The organism is Variovorax sp. V35, from assembly GCF_041154465.1.
Classification (GTDB): domain Bacteria; phylum Pseudomonadota; class Gammaproteobacteria; order Burkholderiales; family Burkholderiaceae_C; genus Variovorax; species Variovorax boronicumulans.
This window is the reverse complement of sequence record NZ_AP028666.1, coordinates 1302984-1323561: the sequence shown is the minus strand read 5'-3', so window position 1 is coordinate 1323561 and position 20578 is coordinate 1302984. Positions and strand designations below refer to the sequence as shown.

Here is a 20578-nt window from a genome sequence, read left to right as displayed (position 1 = left end):
AACACCCAATCCACTCAGGACGCCCAACCGGATGAACACCCATAAGCATGCCCGACTTACCTTTGCCCGCCGACTTGAGATGGTCAAACAGATGACTTGTGAAGGCTTGGATGCCGTGCGAGCGGCGGCCGCGCACGGCGTGAGCGCCCCCACAACCAGGAAATGGCTCGGTCGCTACCTTGTGGGCGGTGAGGCTGCCTGGCCGAAGCGTCTTCCAGGCCCATGCGCTCTCCCAGGACCATCGATGCAGGCAAGGCGTTGCTCATCGTCGAGCTGCGAATGCTGCAGGCTCGCATCGCACGCAGCGTGGGGGTTTCGGAGCCCACGGTCAGCCGCGTCCTGGCGCGAGCGGGCATGTCCAAGTTGAGCGACCTGGAGCCGGTCGAAGCGGTTGTTCGCTACGAGCACGAAGCTCCCGACGATCTGCTGCACATCGACACCAAGAAGCTCGGGCGCATCGTGCGGCCCAGTCACCGCGTCACCGGCAATCGCAAAAACTCCGTGGAAGGTGCAGGTTAGGAGACTCTCTTCGTGGCCATCGACGACCACGCAAGGCTGGCGTTTACCGCCATGCACCCAGACGAGACGCAATCGCAGGCGATCCTGTTCCTGCGCAATGCAGTGGCCTATTACGCCCGTCTGGGCATCAAGCACAGCTTCGCGCGGCCCTACCGACCGCAGACCAACGGCAAGGCAGAGAGGTTGATCCAGTCCGCGTTGCGAGAGCGGGCCTACGGCTGGACATACCAGAACTCAGCCCATCGAACCGATGCCCTGGCAAGCTGGCAACACCACTACAACTGGCATCGCCCGCACACCGGCATCGCGCCCATGTCCAGACACAACTCGTCAAGAAACAACCTCTTGACGCTTCACAGCTAGGCACCCGCCAATCGGGGTGGAAGCTTACCTTCGAAGCGTCCCAAAAAAAATCTCCGAGTGAATTTTGTTTTGGTTAACAGCACATGAGTAATCAACCCCACTGCTAGCGCGATAACTACCCGCAGAAAGGGCGAGCCGACTCCGACAGCTAACAGTGATAGCTGTACTGCTTGATGCGTGAACATGATTGTCATTGACGCCCGCCCAAAAAATACCAAGACCTTGGAAGATCTCTCGTAGCGGGCGACGAGCTTCGCGGCTTCCAGTACAAAAAATATCACCGATATTGCTGCCACCAAAGAAATAACAGGTGTTCCGTACCGACCATGCTTCATGTCGAATGCCCCCAAGACACCCGCCCACACAGCAATCAGTGCGATAGGCCCAAAAATCGCGATCCACCGCGCATAGGCACACATAAAACCGGTTCGAGTTAGATACCCCAATATAAAAATTGGAAGCGCCATGAGCACGACATGCAGGCCCCATGGGGTCTCAATTTCAGGAACCCACGAAGCCATTAAAAGTGCAACGAGCGCTGAAATTGAGCAGAGCATCACCGTGATTCGCCGCGCATATATGACAATAAAATTCGCCAGTTGCTGCGTAAAGAAAAGGCATGTCAAAAACCAAAAAACACCAAACCAACTGGTGAGTCTAGCGCCACCATAAAGCATATTCGACACCAGCCCTCCCAACTCTGAAGGGTGCGCCTTAGCGGTTTTTAAAAAAAATGGAAGTGAAAATAGCAAAAGGAAAGAAACATATGGAACCAACAGGCTTTTCACCTTTGATGCCGCGTATCCAATTGCATCTTGACGTGGACTGAACAGGCGCCCGCTAATAAAGAAAAAAAACGGCATGTGCCATAAAAATATCACAGGAACAATCGCCCCGGTGAAGATATGCCCAATAACGACGGACAAGATTCCGATGCCCTTTGCCACATCAATCTCTGCGCGTCGCTCGCGCCCTCTTAGCTCGAGGCGTGTGAAGAATGGTGGCCTGTTTTTTTCGGTAGACATTCGGATTATTTTTCGATTGGCACCGCTGATCAAGATTCCACTAGCGCTAACACACATCGTCGAAGTCACACCCTAAACCCGTAGATCGTCAACGACGGTATTGAGCGGACTATTACGTCGAGTGAATATCGTCCCGACAAGCAGGCCGAGACCATCCGCCCAGAGATCGCTCCATTCAGCATGCCGATAGGGCATGAGAGACTGCAGCAACTCTATGAGCGCCCCATAGGCCAATAGACTTAACAGCACCAGCCAAAACTGCTCGGCCCAAACCTTACGTGCCAAAAAGGTTAAAACAACAAAGGCTAGCACGTGATTACTCTTGTCCCATCCGGTCGTGGGCATGGGCGTCGAGGGAGGCGCGAGTGACAGCCCAAGGATCGCACAAATACAGGCCCAGAAAGTCCAAGTCGATAACAGACTGATCTTCGATTTCACCTGCTTACGCGGCCTTGGCTTGGGGAGCGCGGGCATCACTCAGGCATCGACCACTTCGCCCGCTCGCAGCACACGCCGAGCAGGAATTTTGACTCCGTGAGCGAGCATCGAACCCACAGGCATCCACGAAGAACGCCCGAGCACACTGCCTCCGGCCATGCCCGCATTGACACCAAGATGACCAAATGATTCCACCACGCAGTCATGGTCGACCACCGCGCCACAATTGACGATCACACCCTCTCCAAGCTGAGCCTCAGTTCCCACGATAGCCCCGGCCATTACGGCACTGCCCTCCCCTACGGTAGCTGAGGGCGACACCATGGCTGCAGGATGAAGCACCGTCGCCAGCGTCACTCCATGCGCCTTCACCTTCTGCTGTAAGGCCTCACGCAATGTGTTATTGCCGATCGCCACGATGACCGCATCTACTCGGTCGCAACTGTCGGCCAGCATCGCTGTCGTACCCCAGACCGGGCAGCCCCACAAATGATGCTGCAGCGGCTTGGCCGCGTCGTCCAGGAACGCCGTCAATGCATAGTCCCGCCCCAGCAATACGGCCTCAGCGACAGAGCGACCATGACCACCTGCACCAATGATCAGCAAACGCTTTTTCATCAGTGCGTCACCCCTTCGCGCCTCAGCACCTTTACGAAGGTAAGCCACAAGATGTGGATATCAAACCACAACGAGCGACGACGAAGATATTCGACATCGAGCTGGACCTTGGCGGGGATAGGCAACTCATCGCGTCCGTTTATTTGCGCCCAGCCAGTCAGGCCCGGCACCAACGCATGGACACCATTCCGAGTACGCAGATCGATTAGATCCTGTTGATTGAAGAGCGCTGGTCGGGGCCCCACAAAACTCATATCTCCGACCAAGATGCTCCAAAGTTGCGGCAGTTCATCGAGGCTGCTTTTGCGCAGAAAAGACCCAATAGGTGTGAGATACATACTGGGGTCGGACAACAAATGTGTAGCTACTGCGGGCGTGCCGACACGCATGCTACGGAACTTAGGCATCTTAAAAATGCGGTTATCGCGGCCGATCCGCTCAGACCAGTAAAGAGCAGGCCCGCGGGAGGTAAAGCGTACTGCTACCGCCACGATCACAACGGGCAGCAACAGCACCGCCCCAGCGCACAGTGCCAAAAAAAAATCAAACAGACGCTTCACGCAAATATCCTTCTGCAGTCCTTTTCAAGCCCTCGTCAACGGTAATGGGAGGCGTCCATCCCAGCAAATTGCGCGTCTTAAAAATGTCGACTTGCAACGAACCACAGAGTCGTTGCGCGACATGGGCTCGCCCCAGCATCGAAGCACCTCGCTCCAGCCAACTCGCCGGAACAGGAAGCAGTCTCGCAGGCTTTCCCATGGCTTGCCCCAGACGTTTCAGTAGTTGTGCGGTAGAAAGATCCTCACCGTCGGAAACTAAAAAAGTCTGATTTCCCGCTGCAGGATGATGCAAGCAAGCAGTCAACAGATCTACCAAGTTGTCGAGAGACACCATGCTTCTGCGATTACCGGTGACGCCTCCAAGCGGCAACGGAATTCGACGCGCGACTAGGCTCATCATTGTGCGGAAGTTCGCTTTGACGCCGGGGCCGTACACGAGAGGCGGGCGCACTATCACAACTTCCATTCCGGTTCGTGTTGCCAACTCCCGCAAGGCCTGCTCTGCTTCCAGTTTGGAAATGCCGTACGGATCCACTGGGGCTGTAGGCCCATCCGCTGAAAAAGCGTTGCCAATCCGCGTTGCCTCTCCATTGGCTTTGATGGAGCTGACGAAGACAAAGCGTCGCACCCCCGCCTCCGCGGCTTGCCGCGCTAGTCGCAACGTTCCGTGAAGATTTGTGCGCCGATATTCCATCAGTGGATCGCTCGCACCATCCGACATCACATGGACGCGGGCAGCAGTGTGGATCACTGTGTCAATATTGGCGACGGCTTTCTGCCAGTCGGTTTCCGTGCTGAGGTCGTCAACCATTGTGGTTTCGACCTTGAACTTCTCGAGCGCTGATTCACGACGAATCGCCGCGCGCACAGGCTGGCCATCAGCAAGCAGCCGCGCAACCAGCGCAGTGCCTACGAAGCCCGTCGCTCCTGTTACTAGGATCATCTTGCCTCACTTCGTTTTTTTGTGGCCGAGGCGGGGAAGGACAGCGACTGAAGCCAACCTTCCAGTCGATTAATCAGCGAGCCACGCCCAAATTCGCTGGCACTCAACGCAAGGCCATTCGCGCCCATTACCTTGCGTTCCTCGCTTGATTTTTTCGAGAGATTCAGAACTGCCTTGGCAAGCTCCTTGTGATCCCCCGCGTTACAAGTCAAGCCGGCCACGGCATTTTTCACCACATCGGCACCTTCGCCGTTCAGCATGGCGAGTACGGGAACGCCCGCGGCTAGGTACGATTGCAGCTTGCCAGGTATGGTCATCGAGAAGATCGGCTCGTTCTTCAAGCTGACCAGCAATGCGTCGGCATGCTTGAAGAAAGAGGACATTCGCTCGACTGGATGCCGTCCGAGCATATGGACGCACTCTTGCAATCCGCGACGCTGGATTTCATCGACCACCCATTGCGCCATTCGGCCGTCACCGACGATCAACCAACGAATGCTCCGGTGTTCCTTGAGCGTTTCCGCTGCGGCGAGGATTGCCGGGAAATCTTGAGCATCGCCGATGTTTCCAGCGAACATTACGGTGAAGCACTCCGGTTGGACCTGTACCTCAGGCGCAGCAACCGCTTGCTCTACATCGAACAGCATCTCGGCCCAACTGGGGAAGTATTCGATTCGGGCGCTATCGCCCGAGTACTTCTTGATTTGAGGCACAAAGCTTTTCGACTGCGCCAGGATCAGGTCACAGCGCTTGTAGATAAACGACACAAGCCGCCCCACTGAACGCAGGATGAAAGGCGAGCGAACCACGCCAATGGCTGCCAACGTCTCGGGCCAAAGGTCAAGAACCCAGAAAGCCAGTGGTGCCCGCTTTACCGCTCGCAATGCAACTGCAGGCACGCCGACCGTGATGGGCGATGGCTCATAGGCGAGAACCGCGTCAAAGTCGCGCCCTCGCAGCTTCCACAGCCCAAGCACGGATGCACTGATCGCGAAGGTCGCAAAGTTCAGCATCAAGCGGATGCCTCCCTTTCCACGCGCAGACATGGGCACCCGGACGACCTCCGCTCCTTCATAGCGTGCGAACATCTCGGGGGCATTGCGGTACGAGGGGAACACTTTGCCGTCGGGGTAGTTGGGCACACCAGTCAGCACCGTGACTTGGTGGCCACGCCGCACGAATTCGGCGACAAGATCATTGATCCTGAAGTTTTCCGGCCAGAAGTACTGGGAGACGACGAGCAACCGCATAGTGACTTCAGTACTTCTTCCAGACCACGCGGTTCACATAGTCTGTGTAGCTGTGAACGATGCGCAGCACCTTGTCTGACACGTTGGGCATGCTGTAGTCAGCCACCTGGCGCATGCCGCGCGCCTCGCTTCTCGGCTGGCTCTCCAGAATGGCCAGGCCCTGGCGCACACGGTCCACTTCGAGGCCCACCATCATCACGGCCGCTTCTTCCATGCCTTCGGGCCGCTCGTGAGCCTCGCGCAGGTTGAGCGCCGGGAAATTCAGGATCGACGACTCTTCGTTGATTGTGCCGCTATCGGACAACGTGGCGCGTGCCGAGAGCTGCAGCTTCACGTAGTCGTGAAAGCCCAGCGGCTTCAACAGGCGCACCTGCGGATGAAAGCGTGCGCCGGTCGCGTCGATGCGTTTCTGCGTGCGTGGGTGCGTCGAAACAATGACCGGCAGACCATGATCTTCGGCCACGGCATTCAGCACCGACACGAGCTTGCCAAAGGACTGCGGCGACTCAATGTTCTCCTCGCGATGCGCGCTAACCACGAAGTACTGCGCGGCCTGCAAGCCCAGGCGCTCCAGTACGTCGGACGCCTCGATGCGCGGGCGATAGTGTGTCAACACTTCGAACATCGGGCTGCCGGTCTTGATGACCAGATCAGGCGGCAACCCTTCACGCAACAGGTAGTCGCGCGCGATGGTGCTATAGGTCAGGTTGACATCCGCCGTGTGGTCCACGATGCGGCGGTTAGTTTCTTCGGGCACGCGCTGGTCGAAGCAACGGTTGCCCGCTTCCATGTGAAAGATCGGAATCTTGCGGCGCTTGGCCGGAATTACCGAGAGGCAGCTGTTGGTGTCGCCCAACACCAGCATAGCCTCGGGCTGAACCTCGCCCAGGACCTGGTCCACCGCGATGATGAGGTTGCCGATGGTGTGCGCCGCGCTGGTGGCGTTGGCCGCGCTGTTCAAAAAGTGGTCGGGCTTGCGCACGCCCAGGTCGTCGAAGAAGACCTGATTGAGTTCGTAATCGTAGTTCTGGCCGGTATGCACCAGCACGTGGTCGCAGTGCTCGTCGAGCCGGGCCAGCACACGCGACAGGCGGATGATTTCGGGCCGAGTGCCGACCACGGTCATGACTTTGAGTTTTTTCATGGGAGATGGATCCAAAGCCGAGGGACTACAGCGGGCAAGCGAAGGTGTCAGGCCGCGCGCGATCGAACACCTCGTTGGCCCAGAGCATCACGACCATTTCTTCGGTGCCGATGTTGGTGATGTCGTGCGTCCAGCCCGGCACCGTCTCGACGATTTCAGACTTGTCGCCCGCGGTCACTAGCTCGTGGGTTTCGCCGGTGTTCATGTGTCGGAACTTGAAGCGCGCCTGCCCCTTAATGACAAGAAACTTCTCGGTCTTGCTGTGGTGGTAGTGGCCGCCGCGCGTGATGCCCGGGTGCGCTGTGAAAAACGAGAACTGGCCGGCGTCCGGCGTCTTGAGCATCTCGACAAACACACCGCGCGCGTCTCCGTGTTGCGGCACGGTATAGGCAAACAGCTCGGGCGGCAGGTAGCTCACATAGGTCGAATAAAGCGCACGCACCAGGCCCGCCCCCACGCGGTCGATCATGAGGGTGTTGCGGCTATCCTTGAACGACTGGATTTGCCGGGCCAGTTCGCCCACCGTGGTGGTGTATTGCGGCGTGACCGTCGCGAAACCGCCGGCATCCACGGTGGCATCGGCGCCGTCCATGAGCTGGACGAAACGCTCGATGACATCGTCCACATACACCAGCGTGACCGGCGCGGCCGGATCATTGACCTGGATCGGCAGGTCGCGCGCGATGTTGTGGCAAAAGGTGGCGACGGCAGAGTTGTAGTTGGGCCGGCACCACTTGCCGAACACATTGGGCAAACGGAAGACATGCATCGGAATGCCGTGGCTAGTGGCTGCGGCCAGCAGCGCTTCTTCTGCGCCGCGCTTGCTGTTGCCGTACGGGTTGTCGCGCCCCGCCTGCGTGGACGACGTGTAGACGATCGGCACCTTCTTGCCGGTCGCCTTCGCCACGTCACCGACGGCGCAGCAGAGGTTCCGCGTGAGCTCCGCGTTGCCGATGGCGAATTCCTGCGGGTCTTGTGGGCGATTGACGCCAGCGAGGTGGAACACGAAGTCCACGCCTTCCAGCAGCGCTGGCAATTGCTCCACGCTGTGGTCGCGGGTGAAGCGAACTATCTGCACGTCCTTGCGCTCGGCCAGGTGCAATTGCAGGTTCTTGCCCAAGAAGCCACCAGTGCCGGTAATCAACACCTTCATCGTTTTATCCCTCTGCCACAGCCGACTCACCCCGCGCGATGCGCTGCATGAAGTCAAGCTTGAGCAGCAGCTTCTTCATGCCTTCGACATCGAGGCGGGTGGTGTTGTGCGAGTTGTAGTCTTCACCGTGCGAGCTTTGAGTGATGCGCTTCTCGCCCTGCTCCACGTACTTCGCGTAGTTCAGGTCGCGGCCATCGGGAGGCACGCGGTAGTAATCGCCCTGGTCTTCGGCGCAGGCCATTTCTTCCCGGCTCAGCAGCGCTTCATAGAGCTTCTCGCCATGGCGAGTGCCGATTTCGCGCACTTCATGGTCCGGCTTGCCCATCACTTCCAGGATGGCTTGCGTGAGAACCTGCACCGTGGCGGCGGGCGCCTTCTGCACAAAGATATCGCCGTTGTTGCCGTGCTCGAAGGCATGCAGCACAAGTTCGACGGCGTCTTCCAGCGTCATCATGAAGCGGGTCATGGACGGGTCGGTGACAGTGATGGGCTTGCCCGCCAGCACCTGCTCCACGAACAACGGGATCACCGAACCGCGGGAGGCCATGACGTTGCCGTAGCGGGTGCCGCAAATGACGGTGTTAGTGCTCTCCAGGTTCCGGCTGGCGGCGACCATCACCTTTTCCATCATGGCCTTGCTGATGCCCATGGCGTTGATGGGATACACCGCCTTGTCGGTGCTAAGGCATACGACGCGCTGCACTCCTGCGGCAATCGCAGCTTCCAAGACATTTTCCGTGCCAAGCACATTGGTCCGTACAGCTTGCATGGGGTGGAACTCACAAGACGGCACTTGCTTCAACGCCGCTGCATGAAATACGTAATCGACACTTCGAATAGCGGCGCTTACGCTTCTCGCATCTCGTACGTCGCCGATATAGAACTTGATTTTCGGATGTTTGTAGCGCTTGCGCATGTCATCCTGCTTTTTCTCATCTCGGCTAAAAATTCTAATTTCCGATAAATCAGAATTAAGAAACCGCCTGAGCACAGCGTTACCAAAAGAACCCGTTCCGCCCGTTATTAAAAGACAACCTCTCATTTCAAATCCTCTTTTAATATTAGAGACTCATACAATGCCAAAACTCTCATTGAATTAACCCTCTGGTCATATTTTTCATTTGCAAGGGATTTTGCTGCGCTCCCCATTCTCTCCAACAAGCCCCTATCTTGATGCAAAGTCAATATAGCATCTACCAAACCATTGACTGATCTCGATTCAAATGCCAAGCCGGTGACACCGTGAATCAGCGTATCAGGGGTTGGGTTTGTAACAGCAACAATGGCAGGCTTAGAAAAACATGCAGCCTCGAGCACAGGTCGACCCGGCGCATCCAAATGCGAGGGAAAGCAGACTACATCTATTGATTCATAGACTTTTCTCAAATCATTGGAGAACCCCATGAAATGGAAATTCGACTCTAAAGAGGATTTTTTTATCAGGGCAATCAATTCTTGCTTTACATCCTGGCGCAGGCCTGCAGCTTGAAGCAGAACCGACACCAAGCCAGAGCTTTTCTTTATCGCATCACCATAAATAAAAAACTCACACGGCTTGCCCATTGCCTTCAAATGAGCAGCGGCTTCTGCCAAATCAAGAATTCCCTTTTGTCGAAGAAGATTCCCCACAAAACCAACCTTTAGCGCCGTACTACTTGAAGCCCCGGTCGTCACAGGTTTTGCCGAAAAATTCAACCCATTATGAATGATTTTTGCATTGATATTTTTATCAATGGTACGACGAACGGTCTCATCGATACATATAACGGATACCGCTTTTTTTCCCAAGACCTTATTTATAAACCTAGTTCTATATAAACTAGCATCGTGATTAACAAGAGATCTCACATGGATAACAACTTTGGCATCAAATAAAATAGATGCAAAAAACAAAGGAATCAATCCAACAAAGTCGTTCAAATGAATTACATCAACCCTCTTCAACCTGATTTTGGCACGCAGCACCCCAATCAATGAATAAGGAAGGTAAAAAATCTCTCGCAATAAAATCAACCAGCGAAGCCCCCTGTAAAAGCTGTATTTCCCATGATCAAACTGGCTTAATCCCCTTACGGCGATGACCTCTCCAAACTTTTCGAAATAAGGCACTACCGTGCCCCGTTGCGTAAGAAATGCCAACTCGAAGCCATCCAACTGGGCACCACAAAGCATTTCGTACAGACTTCGGGAAGAGCCGCCAAAAGGGCCCGCACAATGAATATATAAAACTCTCATCTCGAATAACCATTTATTGAAATGGAAGTGGGCCTCTCTTTTCGTCTTCGGATACGCGCTCGCATAGAGGCTGCAATAACGTTTCCGCAGCAGATGAAAAATATCACCCCTTGAAGCCCAAAAACAGCAAACCCTCCCGATTCAGCGAACTGATGAATCATTAACGAGGAGATGAACGCAAACGAGAACAAGAAAGAATAATCCGCTTCCTTTTTCTCACTCTTGAGCAAAGAATAGGATTTGCGCCAAACCGAAATCAAGAAAAACAAAAAGGCGGCTGTCACCAGTATGCCTGTGTTGGCGAGGGAGTTAATGTAGTAATTATGTGCGCTAAAGGATGCGTGGCCATCGTCATACGAATACATGCCAGGCCCAAGTCCAAGAAAAAAATTATCCTCAAAAACCCCCAGCGCGTCCCTCCAAATAACATCTCGGTTATTGAATACTTCCTCCCGAGCCAATCCGGCGCTCAAATAGTCACTACTCAAAAAAAGAAAAAATAGTGCCAATGGAAGAAGTGCAAAACCTACAAAATAGACTTTTCCTCGCCAAGATTGGAATAAGAAGAAATAAATAAAAATCACCACTGAGAAAGCAACAATTGCTGCGCGTGACAGCGTTGCAGCAACACCAATGCCAGAAAAAATTAACAACGAGATATAAATGCTTTTGGCTCGAAGACTTCTTGCCCTCTTATAATAATGACAGAGAAGTGCCGCATATACAGAAAAAAGAATTCCCAATCCATTGGGATTACTGTAGACCCCACTAAACCTCAATGCACCAAGCTCTACACTATCGACTCCAAGCTCGTTTGACCCGTAATCATAATAATTAACATTAATCAAACCAATCGAAATTAGGACCGATGCCAGCACCAGGATGGAGCAATAAACGAAGCATGAAAAAATGATTCCATCCACCCCTTTTTTATCGATGTGCAATACAATCAAATGCATTAAAGCAAAGGCCACTATAGTCTCATTCACAACAGAACTCAGCCCCTGCGAAGAATCTACACTAGCGACCAAAGAAATCCAATAAAACGCGCCATAGATCAAAAACCACCCATAACGATTGTCTTTTTTCAAGCTAAAAAATCCATTAGCCCGAAAGAACAACAAAGCCATAAGTGCTGAGTAGGCAATCAGTTTCCAGCCAATTTTATAATCCGGAGGGATAAAATGAACTGTATTTAGAACAATACAGCCAATCACAAAATACAATATCCATTCAGGGAAGGACGATTGCTTCGCTCTGAACTCAGTAAGGCCTACCATATAACCTTGTCCTCTCCAGAAGTCCAAAAAAACAAGGACACTTTATGGGTACTCAATGCTTCGATTTGAAGCATATTTATAAAAAATTCCGACAACCCTTATGAAAGCAACCGGAAAGGCTATTAGCCAAAGCACGCGAGCAGCGTACAATTTTTCGCCCACCTCCCCAAAAGCCATACACGAACCAATGATCAAGAAAATCAATATGGTCGTATAGATATGACGCCGTCGAATCTTCTGCCAGACAAGGCATGACAGCTCTGTTCTCGCTATAAGAAAGACAAAATAGGAAAATGCATTGGCCACCGCAGCTCCTGCAGCTCCATGCCGAGGAACGAGAAGTAGGCAGAGGACTACATTCGTAACAAACGCCGCCGCCGAAGCAATCAAAGAGTACGAAGTCTTTTTCTGAATATTTAAACCAACAACAGTCGCTTCAGACAAGGTATACAAAAGTGGCTGTGCCATGCAGCACACCACAATGAATTTAACCTCCAAGTAGGCAACAGGGACCACATAGTCGATGGTCCAAGCAAACAGCCCGACAAGAGAAAATAAAAGACAAATTAGCAACAGGACATGATTCGTAACTATTTCAATCTTCGCCAAATCCTGCTTAGTTGCGACCCATTTATAAACAGTCGGCATCCATATGGTGGAGAATATTGATTGGAGCAGAACTCCAATTCCGGCAAAATTCATTGCCATAGAATAAATAGCGACTTCTTTGAACCCGGAAAACGTCCTCAATGCCAGCACACTTGTTGCGCTTAGGGCCCAGTAAATTAGTCCAGAGCCAACTAATGGGAGGCCGAAACTGAGAAGTCTTTTTATCTCTTTTTTATCCCAACCTCCTTCAGCCTTAGGCATCCAATCTGCTCTGCTATTTATGCCAAAAATTACCGTGGTTACGAGAAGTGCGAAAAAATTTGCATAGAGCAGATTTTCGTAGTTCTTGCCAGCGCCAGCTGCGACGTAAATCAAGACCAATCCCAATAATGCGAGCTTGGGTAAAATTTGACTCATTGAATAGGCCAAACCGCGCTCTTGCATGCGCACTACCAGGGAAAAAAATCGGGATGCAAAACTTAATAAAAGGCAACCACAGGTAAGAAGATGCCACGCAAGATTGGCTTCCCCATAGAGGAATTTTGAGATTTTCTCAAAAAACGGGATGGTCGCAAATACCACAATAACGAGAAGCACGAAACCAACGGAGAAACATTTTTTGAAAAGCCCCTGACGGTCCTCTGCTTCATGATACTCACGCACATATGCTTGATCCAACCCTAAGCTAAAGATCATCAGGGAAAACGACAGAAAAATCTGGAAGACTCCATTTCTCCCGATTTCTTCTGGGTGGAAGTGCCATGCAAGTAAAGGTATTGATAGCAGACTGAGAACGCCCCCCAGCACAGGCCCTAGCATGAATCCGAATATTTTTCTTCGATTCATGAGTTAAAAAAAAAGCACCAACTCATGGGTTTATTTTTGATTAATTAATCCGGCATACGCCTCAGCGAGGCGATTTACGATCGATTTTTCACCAAAACGGATCGCACAAGAGCTTCGAATTTCGACCTCGTCATAGAGCTCTCCGGATTCACTCATGCGTAAAATTGCTGCTGCCAAGGCACTAGGATCATCCACTGGGACGAGCACTCCATCTTCTGGCCTGATGATTGATTCGGGCCCTCCGCAGCGGGTGGAGATAACTGGCTTTCCTAACGCTAGCGCTTCAATCGCAACAACCCCAAACGTCTCATATTTACTAGCCAAAACCAGTGCGTCTGCTTTAACCATTTCTAGCAGCACTTCGTCTCGCGACAGGAGGCCTGTAAATTTTACGCTCTGGGCAATCCCCAGGTCGCGAGCAAGATTTTCCAGGTTTTTTCGCTCTGGGCCATCCCCACCAATTGTAAGGATAATATTTGAGGCGCTCTTCATCGCGAGCGAAAAGGCTTCAAGCAAGTTAATGTGACCCTTGTTTTTATTTAGATGCGCAACATTCAAAAATCTGATCCGCGGCCGTTTTATCTTCTCAACGAATTCGTAATTTAAGAATTTCTTCTGAACTATGTTGGGGAACTCCTCCCACTCCCCGGCCTTATTTCCTATTAAATCATCAAGAGCAGACGCCAATGATTGGGAAACGGCAAACCTCCGAGATGCTGCAAGAGCACTTTTTTTCGCAATCTCCACCCCTTTTTTTGAGATTAATTTCCTGGCAAACGCGCTACTATGCTCAGTAACAACAAACTTGACCCCGAATTTTTCACGATGCAAAGCAGCTATTGATCCAGCGTACAGAAGTGAATGGGCATGCATGACGTCAGGCACCCCATTTTCATCTACATATTTTTTGTACAGTCGTCCACCATGCCATTGATACAATTTTTCTGCGAGTCCAGCATTCCTAGGAAACCAATTCATCCCATGGGCACGATACGTGACAACCCCCTCATCGTCTTCTCTGGAAATGTCATAACGCCCTGACCAAACGGATCGCCAGTCTCTAAGGGAACGAAGATCTGGATAAATGACACCGACTTTGTTACCGCCTCTTTCTAACGCAATGGATTGCTCTCGAAAAAAGCTTCCGTTAATGTCAGCTTTGTTTTTTGGGTACCACGACGGAATTATTAGGATATGCATGGCGAGCCGGAAGGCTTATATAGAAGTAGACGCATAAATTGCACTTGCAACGAGCCGTTGCTGATCTAATGAAAGATTAGCGTGCATTGGTAAGCTAAGTACTTCGCTTGCGACTTCATCACCTACGGATAAATTAACTTGTTCATTCGCTACCGCAGGCTGTTTATTTAAAGGAATGGGATAATGCACAACGGTTGGCACACCTGCTCGCTTCAATCGTTCCTGCAACACCTCCCGATTGCTCACGCGCACGGTATATTGAGCCCACACACTTTGGTTATGAGCTTCAATGTATGGAACCGCGGCAACGCCAGCATCAGGCAGCAAGCGCCCATATTCAGCCGCCACCTGCTGGCGACTCACAATTTCGTCATCGAATATTTTTAACTTTTCCAATAGCACCGCAGCTTGCAAGGTGTCAAGCCGGCTGTTCACCCCCACCCGAATGTGGTGATACCGTCGATCTTGGCCATGTCGAGCGATCTGTCGCATGGTTTTCGCCAACTCGTCATCGTTGGTGAATATTGCCCCGCCATCGCCATAGCATCCGAGGGGTTTGCTAGGAAAAAAACTCGCACACGCAATCGTGCTGAGATTGCAGCTTTTACGCCCCTTGTAAGTAGCGCCAAAACTCTGCGCCGCATCTTCAATCACCGGAATTCCGTGTTTCGCGGCAATCGCGTTGATGGCGTCGAAATCTGCACATTGGCCATACAGGCTCACCGGAACAATGGCCTTGGTCCGCGGCGTGATCGCAGCTTCCAGCAACGCCGGGTCCAGGTTGTAGGTGCGCGCATCGATGTCCACGTACACCGGCTTGGCGCCCAGCATCGCCACCGTCTCGGCGGTGGCGATGTACGTAAAGCCCGGCGTAATGACTTCATCACCCGGTCCGATGCGAAGCGCCATCTGAGCGATCTGCAAAGCATCGGTACCGTTCGCCACAGTGATGCAATGCTTCGCACCTGTGTAGGCCGTAAGCTTTTCTTCCAACTCGGCCACTTCAGGCCCGAGGATGTATTGCCCATGCGCCAGCACGCGCTGAATCGCCGCGTCGATCTGGTCCTTGATGCGGGCTTGCTGGGTCTTGAGGTCGATGAATTCGATCATGGCGTCTTGGCATCCAACTTGGTCACGGCATTGCCGTCGAGTACGTAGCGCGCGCCGGTGCGCGCGCAAATGGCTTCGGCTGCGCCCTGCAGCGGTAACGCGAGTTGCTCGCCGAATTCGCTCATCCAGCCGATCTGCCTGGCAGGCACGCCGACCATGAGCGCGTAGGCCGGCACGTTCTTGTTGATCACGGCACCGGCGCCGACGAAGGCGTATTCGCCCACGGTGTTGCCACAGACGATCGTGCAATTGGCGCCCAGCGTCGCGCCGCGCTTCACGAGGGTGCGGCGATATTCGTCCTTGCGTGTGACAGCCGACCGCGGGTTGTAGACATTGGTGAAGACCATGCTCGGCCCGCAGAACACATCGTCTTCCAGGGTGACCGCGTCATAGACGCTGACGTTGTTCTGAATCTTCACGTTGTGGCCGATGGTCACGTCGTTGCCGACGTAGACGTTCTGGCCCAGCGAGCAGTCTTCGCCGATCGACGCCTGTGCGCTGACGTGCACCCAGTGCCAGATGCGGGTGCCGTCGCCGATGCGGGCGCCCTCGTCGACGATTGCGGTGGGGTGGGCTTTGTATGCCATGCCGAACTCGCGGTGCGTCAGGCAAGCTGCCGCACGAACGGATGCACTTCGCCCTGCTCACCCTGAACGGGCGTAGCGCCGCGGATCACGTTGACGGTCTCGATGCAGTGGCGCGCATCTTCGAGGCCGTAGCCGCGACCGGCCAGGATTTCCTTGTAGCTCACTGTGTGCAGGTCGGTGAAGCCTTCGGAGAACTCGAGCTTCTCGCCGCTGACGTCGATGTTGCGGAAGGTGGTCTTCTTGCCTTTCACATCGGCCGGCAGATCGTTGGCGTCGATGGACAGGAACCAGCGCACGCGCGCACGTTCGTATTCGAGGTAGCCCGCCGCCTTGGCCGTGCCGCTGTAGTGCACCACGTTGCGCTGCAGCTTGCCGAAGATGAAGTGCAGCATGTCGTAGAAGTGCACGCCGATGTTGGTCGCCACGCCGAACGATTTGCGGTTGTCGCCCTTCCAGCTTTCCATGTACCACTTGCCGCGCGAGGTGATGTAGGTCAGCTCGACGTCGAACTTGGTATCCGCGGGCGCCGCTGCCACCTTGTCGCGCAGCTTCAGGATGGCTTCGTGATGGCGCAGCTGCAGGATGTTGAAGACACGCTTGCCGGTTTCCTTTTCAACGCGTTGCAGTTCGTCGATGAGATCCGGCGTGGGCACCAGGGGCTTCTCGCAGATCACGTCGCAACCCAGGCGGAGACCCGCGGCAATGTGCGGATGGTGCAGGTAGTTGGGGCTGCAGATTGCTACGTAGTCCAACGCGGTCGCGGGGTTGCGCTTGAGCTGCTGCGCATGCTCGTAGAAGCGTTCGAACTCGGTGAAGAACTCGCTCTGCGGCGAGATGCTGTCGATGATGCCGACCGAATCGTTGATGTCGTAGGCCACCGCGAGGTGGTTGCCCGTGTCCTTGATGGCACGCATGTGGCGCGGAGCGATGTAGCCGGCGGCGCCGATGAGAGCAAAGTTTTTCATGTCGAGGAAGAAACGGAAAATGGCTTACAGGCGGAACACGGAGAAGCCGCTGTCGCGAGCTTCCTGTGCGTTGAACAGGCTCTTGACGTCGACCAGCACGGGCTGCTCGCCTCGGCACAGGGCACGCAGTTCGGTCATCGTCGCGCCGCGGTACTCGTTATGGCCCACGGCAACGACGAGCGCATCGACCAGGTGGTCTGCATCGACCTGGCCGAGTTGAAGGCCGTATTCGCTTGTCACTTCTTCAGCGTCAGCCCATGGGTCTACGACTTCCACGGAAGCACCCCATGCCTCGAACTCGCGAACCATGTCGACGATCTTGCTGTTGCGGATGTCCGGGCAGTTTTCCTTGAAGGTGATGCCCAGCACGCCGATGCGGCAACGCGGCACGTCCATGCCGTTCTTCAGCATCAGCTTGATGGTGTTGCGCGCTACGTAGCGCGCCATGTTGTCGTTGATGCGGCGCCCGGCCAATATCACCTGAGGGTGATAGCCAACCTGCTCCGCCTTGTGCGTGAGGTAGTACGGGTCCACACCAATGCAGTGCCCCCCCACAAGGCCCGGACGGAAGGGCAGGAAATTCCATTTGCTGCCTGCGGCCTCGAGCACGTCGAGCGTATCGATGCCCAGACGCTCGAAGATCACGGAGAGTTCATTGACCAGCGCGATGTTCAGGTCGCGCTGTGTGTTCTCGATCACCTTGGCTGCCTCGGCCACCTTGATGCTGGCAGCCTTGTGCGTGCCGGCGGTGATGATCTCGTTGTAGAGCGCATCCACCACATCGGCCACCTCGGGCGTGCTGCCACTGGTGATCTTCTTGATCTTGGTGAGCGTGTTGACCTTGTCGCCGGGGTTGATGCGCTCTGGGCTGTAGCCACAGGAGAAATCGACATTGAATTTCTTGCCGCTGAATTTCTCGAGCACGGGAACGCACACTTCTTCTGTCGCGCCGGGATAGACCGTGGACTCGAAAATAACGATCGCCCCTTGCGGCATGACCTTGCCGACGGTTTCGCTGGCCTTGACCAGCGGCGTCAGATCGGGACGGTTCGCATCGTCGATAGGCGTGGGCACAGTCACGATAAAGACAGCGCAGTCACGCAAGTCATCGGCATGCGAGGTGAATGCCAGCTGCGTTGCCGCCTTCAACTCTTCGCTGGTGGTTTCGAGCGTGTGATCGTGTCCACCCTGCAGCTCTGCGATGCGTTTTGCATTGATGTCGAAGCCGACCACCCGGCGCTTCTTGCCAAATTCCACAGCGAGGGGAAGGCCCACGTAGCCGAGGCCGATGATCGCGATAGGTTGAGTTGATTGAATGACTTGCATATTGAAAGCACTGGAGACGAAAAATTGGCGACAGACTCAGTCAAGAGCCATGCCGCCACACCGCATTCACGGCCGCTGACTTCAAAAGTAAGGAGGCCCGTGACGCGAACCTCGAGAACTTGGTCTGGGGCCAGGCTTGGCTAGCGATGCCTGACGTAAACCTCGCTGGCGTTGTTGACCACTTGCGCAGACGGCAGGATCAAGCTAACCACGCGGTTCCACTTGACCAGCGGCACGGGGTCGACATACACAACGTCCTGCGACTGCAGCCGAAACTGACTTGCCAGTGCCATCGTCGCTGGGTTCTTGGCGTTCAGGTGGAAGATGGCCGGCGCGCCGGTCGCGCCTTGGCGAATCACGTAGATCTGACCGGCATTGGAGGTGGTCGTCATCGGACCACCCGCCTCGCCCAGGGCCTCGCTCAAGCTCAAACGGCCATTGCTGCGCATGGACAAGGCAACAGGCGCCATGATTTCGCCCATCACGAAGACCTTGGAGTCTTCCCGGTGCGCCACACGAACGGTATCGCCGTTCTTCAGGGGGATGTTGTTCCCGTCGTAGCCCGCCTCACGCAGCCGGGTCATGTCGATCGGGACTGAGCGGCCATCGCGAATGAGCGTGACGGCAGCGCGATTGGCATTGGCCGTCATGCCACCGGCACGGTTGATTGCCTCGTTCAGCGTCATGGGCACATCAGTGAAGATCTGAGACCCCGGAACGCGCACTTCGCCTTCCACATAAGCGCGGCGGCTTCTGAAGGACTGGATACGCACCGTCACCTGCGGGTCGCGAACATGCGGCCGCAACAGCTTGCCGATCAGGTCGGAAGCGTCGCCTTCGCTCAAGCCTGCCACGCGCACGCGACCGATGTAGGGAAAGGCAATCTCACCATCCGCATCGACGATGAAGCCTGGCGCCACCTGCACACCAGTCGGGTCGGCCGACTGTGAAATCACAGCACCCGCATTGGGCAGCAGCTCTGGATGGTCGTAAACGATCACGCCCACAACGTCGCCCGACCCGATGGTGTAGCGCGCCCCTTTGCCAAACAACGCCTGCACCTCAGGCGGCACCCCCTTGGGCGACACCTCCGCCAGCGTACGCACCAACGCCAGCGAGATCGGGGTGATTTCGCCTTCAGGCGCCTCATCGGGAAGGTAGCGGAACTGCGACGGCAACTCGCCGCCTGCTTCGTAAGGCTCCACCGAACCCATGCCGGGCACCACGGCACAGCCCTGGAGCAATACCGCGCCGGCAAGCGCTACCCACGCGAGGGCTTTCGCATCTCTTCTCAATTCAGGTCCCTTGAAAGTCAGTCAGTCAGTCGTATCAACAACGAAGCGGCGAAAGAACGGCAATTCCCGAAGGCATGCGAGGCTCGCACATCCGCTCTCTTGTATCGCGCTTCTTTTTCAAACACTTGTGATCGCCGCCACTACGCGGCACCATTTATGTAAAAATTTGAACAGCTAAAGTCGCGCTGAAACTGGCAAATTCAGGCAACAAAGGTGCAGAATTCATCGCGGGGTCACGCAAGAATCTGGTGCACCCAGGGCGAATGCGCTCCGACAGACAGAAGTCTTGAAGGTCGATTTCGCGCGGCCGCTCCCCACTGCTCCCCTCTCATCGTACCAGTGCAGTGCACTGTCAATGGGGCTTTGCCTGCGTTCCAGGATGCTTCCGGAATGCTCGTACGGCGCCGTTTTGCCTTCTTTTCGAGAGCAAAACACGGCGTATCCGACTGGTTCTACCCATCCCGCGAAATTGGAAACAAGACGTTCCAAAGCGTAGTCGGCAAGGTTTGGCTACGGAGACTGGGTACCCTCCGTCCGTTCCAGGTAAGAGCCGCCAGCGGTCATGCCTCAGTTGCAGTCCAGCATCACCCGCCGCGCCGCCGTCTTGCCCTCCCGCTTCCGGAGGCATACTGGCACCCCTTTCAACAGCAGGTCTTCAGCACCCTTTCTGAATCATGAGCATCCTCAGCGAATTCAAGGAGTTTGCCGTCAAGGGCAACGTCATCGACCTCGCCGTCGGCGTGATCATCGGGGCAGCGTTCGGCAAGATCGTCGACTCGCTCGTGGCCGACATCATCATGCCGCTCGTGGGCATGGTGTTCGGGAAGCTCGACTTCTCGAACCTCTACGTGATCCTGGGCACGGTGCCGCCGGGCGTGACGAACACGCTGGCGGAGCTGAAGAAGGCCGGCGTGCCGGTGCTGGCGTATGGCAACTTCATCACGATTGCTGTCAATTTCGTGATCCTCGCCTTCATCATCTTCATCATGGTCAAGCAGATCAACAAGCTGCGCAAGACCGAAGAGGCCGCCCCGGCAGCGCCGGCCGACACGCCGGAAGACATCACGCTGCTGCGCGAGATCCGCGACAGCCTGAAGCGCCCCTGAGCTTTT

The 20578-nt window shown here is 54.8% G+C and carries 19 protein-coding genes and 1 pseudogene; 2 read left to right on the top strand and 18 right to left on the bottom strand.

Features of this window, described 5'->3' with window-relative positions; genetic code table 11:
• Positions 1–31 precede the first annotated feature (31 nt).
• Positions 32–882: pseudogene (locus tag ACAM42_RS06040) on the top strand (integrase core domain-containing protein).
• On the opposite strand, the gene ACAM42_RS06035 reads toward ACAM42_RS06040, so the two are convergent.
• The 18 genes from ACAM42_RS06035 to ACAM42_RS05950 all read right to left on the bottom strand — a co-directional run bounded on the left by ACAM42_RS06035 (position 879) and on the right by ACAM42_RS05950 (position 19385).
• Positions 879–1907 carry an acyltransferase family protein gene (locus ACAM42_RS06035; RefSeq protein WP_369631388.1) on the bottom strand — a complete coding sequence of 343 codons (1029 nt, stop codon included), beginning with the start codon at positions 1905–1907 and terminating at the stop codon, positions 879–881. The pseudogene ACAM42_RS06040 and the gene ACAM42_RS06035 overlap by 4 nt on opposite strands.
• Positions 1908–1979: 72 nt before the next feature.
• Positions 1980–2252: a VanZ family protein gene (locus ACAM42_RS06030; RefSeq protein WP_369631387.1), complete on the bottom strand. Its 273-nt coding sequence runs from the start codon at positions 2250–2252 to the stop codon at positions 1980–1982.
• A 132-nt stretch (positions 2253–2384) separates the two neighbouring features.
• Positions 2385–2963 carry an acetyltransferase gene (locus ACAM42_RS06025; RefSeq protein WP_369631386.1) on the bottom strand — a complete coding sequence of 193 codons (579 nt, stop codon included), beginning with the start codon at positions 2961–2963 and terminating at the stop codon, positions 2385–2387.
• Positions 2963–3523, bottom strand: coding sequence for a sugar transferase (locus ACAM42_RS06020; protein WP_369631385.1), 561 nt, complete (start codon positions 3521–3523; stop codon positions 2963–2965). Before ACAM42_RS06020 ends, ACAM42_RS06025 begins: the two co-directional genes overlap by 1 nt.
• A complete protein-coding gene (locus tag ACAM42_RS06015; protein ID WP_369631384.1) occupies positions 3507–4466 on the bottom strand; it encodes a UDP-glucose 4-epimerase family protein in 960 nt (319 codons plus the stop codon). Before ACAM42_RS06015 ends, ACAM42_RS06020 begins: the two co-directional genes overlap by 17 nt.
• Positions 4463–5716, bottom strand: a complete 1254-nt coding sequence (locus tag ACAM42_RS06010) for a glycosyltransferase family 4 protein (RefSeq protein WP_369631383.1) — start codon at positions 5714–5716, stop codon at positions 4463–4465. The genes ACAM42_RS06015 and ACAM42_RS06010 overlap by 4 nt, the downstream gene beginning before the upstream one ends.
• A 7-nt stretch (positions 5717–5723) precedes the next feature.
• The gene (gene wecB / locus ACAM42_RS06005) at positions 5724–6860 is read right to left on the bottom strand and encodes a non-hydrolyzing UDP-N-acetylglucosamine 2-epimerase (RefSeq protein WP_369631382.1); all 1137 of its coding nucleotides are present in this window, start codon (positions 6858–6860) and stop codon (positions 5724–5726) included.
• 25 nt (positions 6861–6885) lie between these two features.
• Positions 6886–8013 (bottom strand): capsular polysaccharide biosynthesis protein CapF, encoded by a 1128-nt coding sequence (locus ACAM42_RS06000; protein ID WP_369631381.1) that lies wholly within the window; start codon positions 8011–8013, stop codon positions 6886–6888.
• A 4-nt stretch (positions 8014–8017) separates the two neighbouring features.
• On the bottom strand, positions 8018–9055 hold the full coding sequence (locus ACAM42_RS05995) for a polysaccharide biosynthesis protein (RefSeq protein WP_369631380.1): 1038 nt from the start codon (positions 9053–9055) through the stop codon (positions 8018–8020).
• Positions 9052–10248 carry a glycosyltransferase family 4 protein gene (locus ACAM42_RS05990; RefSeq protein ID WP_369631379.1) on the bottom strand — a complete coding sequence of 399 codons (1197 nt, stop codon included), beginning with the start codon at positions 10246–10248 and terminating at the stop codon, positions 9052–9054. Before ACAM42_RS05990 ends, ACAM42_RS05995 begins: the two co-directional genes overlap by 4 nt.
• Positions 10245–11528 carry an O-antigen ligase family protein gene (locus ACAM42_RS05985; RefSeq protein ID WP_369631378.1) on the bottom strand — a complete coding sequence of 428 codons (1284 nt, stop codon included), beginning with the start codon at positions 11526–11528 and terminating at the stop codon, positions 10245–10247. Before ACAM42_RS05985 ends, ACAM42_RS05990 begins: the two co-directional genes overlap by 4 nt.
• A gap of 42 nt (positions 11529–11570) precedes the next feature.
• On the bottom strand, positions 11571–12983 hold the full coding sequence (locus tag ACAM42_RS05980) for a lipopolysaccharide biosynthesis protein (protein WP_369631377.1): 1413 nt from the start codon (positions 12981–12983) through the stop codon (positions 11571–11573).
• 30 nt (positions 12984–13013) lie between these two features.
• Complete coding sequence (locus ACAM42_RS05975) at positions 13014–14183, bottom strand: glycosyltransferase (RefSeq protein WP_369631376.1); 1170 nt, start codon at positions 14181–14183, stop codon at positions 13014–13016.
• A 15-nt stretch (positions 14184–14198) separates the two neighbouring features.
• A complete protein-coding gene (locus ACAM42_RS05970; protein ID WP_369631375.1) occupies positions 14199–15293 on the bottom strand; it encodes a DegT/DnrJ/EryC1/StrS family aminotransferase in 1095 nt (364 codons plus the stop codon).
• Positions 15290–15880 carry an acyltransferase gene (locus ACAM42_RS05965; RefSeq protein ID WP_369631374.1) on the bottom strand — a complete coding sequence of 197 codons (591 nt, stop codon included), beginning with the start codon at positions 15878–15880 and terminating at the stop codon, positions 15290–15292. The genes ACAM42_RS05970 and ACAM42_RS05965 overlap by 4 nt, the downstream gene beginning before the upstream one ends.
• 17 nt (positions 15881–15897) lie before the next feature.
• A complete protein-coding gene (locus tag ACAM42_RS05960) occupies positions 15898–16845 on the bottom strand; it encodes a Gfo/Idh/MocA family protein (RefSeq protein ID WP_369631373.1) in 948 nt (315 codons plus the stop codon).
• A gap of 24 nt (positions 16846–16869) precedes the next feature.
• Positions 16870–18171: a nucleotide sugar dehydrogenase gene (locus tag ACAM42_RS05955; RefSeq protein ID WP_369631372.1), complete on the bottom strand. Its 1302-nt coding sequence runs from the start codon at positions 18169–18171 to the stop codon at positions 16870–16872.
• A 140-nt stretch (positions 18172–18311) separates the two neighbouring features.
• The gene (locus ACAM42_RS05950; RefSeq protein ID WP_082818073.1) at positions 18312–19385 is read right to left on the bottom strand and encodes a polysaccharide biosynthesis/export family protein; all 1074 of its coding nucleotides are present in this window, start codon (positions 19383–19385) and stop codon (positions 18312–18314) included.
• Positions 19386–20140: 755 nt separating this feature from the next.
• Between ACAM42_RS05950 and mscL the strand changes: the two genes are divergently transcribed.
• Positions 20141–20572 (top strand): large conductance mechanosensitive channel protein MscL, encoded by a 432-nt coding sequence (mscL, locus tag ACAM42_RS05945; RefSeq protein ID WP_369631371.1) that lies wholly within the window; start codon positions 20141–20143, stop codon positions 20570–20572.
• The last annotated feature ends 6 nt before the right edge of the window (positions 20573–20578 follow it).

Bases quoted from the DNA above. Each gene is read 5' to 3' on its own strand.
- ACAM42_RS05995 (WP_369631380.1), bottom strand. From the start codon at position 9,055: ATGAGAGGTTGTCTTTTAATAACGGGCGGAACGGGTTCTTTTGGTAAC.
- ACAM42_RS05960 (WP_369631373.1), bottom strand. From the start codon at position 16,845: ATGAAAAACTTTGCTCTCATCGGCGCCGCCGGCTACATCGCTCCGCGC.
- wecB (WP_369631382.1), bottom strand. From the start codon at position 6,860: ATGAAAAAACTCAAAGTCATGACCGTGGTCGGCACTCGGCCCGAAATC.
- ACAM42_RS05975 (WP_369631376.1), bottom strand. From the start codon at position 14,183: ATGCATATCCTAATAATTCCGTCGTGGTACCCAAAAAACAAAGCTGAC.
- ACAM42_RS06025 (WP_369631386.1), bottom strand. From the start codon at position 2,963: ATGAAAAAGCGTTTGCTGATCATTGGTGCAGGTGGTCATGGTCGCTCT.
- ACAM42_RS06035 (WP_369631388.1), bottom strand. From the start codon at position 1,907: ATGTCTACCGAAAAAAACAGGCCACCATTCTTCACACGCCTCGAGCTA.
- ACAM42_RS05950 (WP_082818073.1), bottom strand. From the start codon at position 19,385: ATGGGTTCGGTGGAGCCTTACGAAGCAGGCGGCGAGTTGCCGTCGCAG.
- ACAM42_RS05990 (WP_369631379.1), bottom strand. From the start codon at position 10,248: ATGAGAGTTTTATATATTCATTGTGCGGGCCCTTTTGGCGGCTCTTCC.
- ACAM42_RS06010 (WP_369631383.1), bottom strand. From the start codon at position 5,716: ATGCGGTTGCTCGTCGTCTCCCAGTACTTCTGGCCGGAAAACTTCAGG.
- ACAM42_RS05985 (WP_369631378.1), bottom strand. From the start codon at position 11,528: ATGGTAGGCCTTACTGAGTTCAGAGCGAAGCAATCGTCCTTCCCTGAA.
- ACAM42_RS05965 (WP_369631374.1), bottom strand. From the start codon at position 15,880: ATGGCATACAAAGCCCACCCCACCGCAATCGTCGACGAGGGCGCCCGC.
- ACAM42_RS06015 (WP_369631384.1), bottom strand. From the start codon at position 4,466: ATGATCCTAGTAACAGGAGCGACGGGCTTCGTAGGCACTGCGCTGGTT.
- mscL (WP_369631371.1), top strand. From the start codon at position 20,141: ATGAGCATCCTCAGCGAATTCAAGGAGTTTGCCGTCAAGGGCAACGTC.
- ACAM42_RS06030 (WP_369631387.1), bottom strand. From the start codon at position 2,252: ATGCCCACGACCGGATGGGACAAGAGTAATCACGTGCTAGCCTTTGTT.
- ACAM42_RS05980 (WP_369631377.1), bottom strand. From the start codon at position 12,983: ATGAATCGAAGAAAAATATTCGGATTCATGCTAGGGCCTGTGCTGGGG.
- ACAM42_RS06000 (WP_369631381.1), bottom strand. From the start codon at position 8,013: ATGAAGGTGTTGATTACCGGCACTGGTGGCTTCTTGGGCAAGAACCTG.
- ACAM42_RS05970 (WP_369631375.1), bottom strand. From the start codon at position 15,293: ATGATCGAATTCATCGACCTCAAGACCCAGCAAGCCCGCATCAAGGAC.
- ACAM42_RS05955 (WP_369631372.1), bottom strand. From the start codon at position 18,171: ATGCAAGTCATTCAATCAACTCAACCTATCGCGATCATCGGCCTCGGC.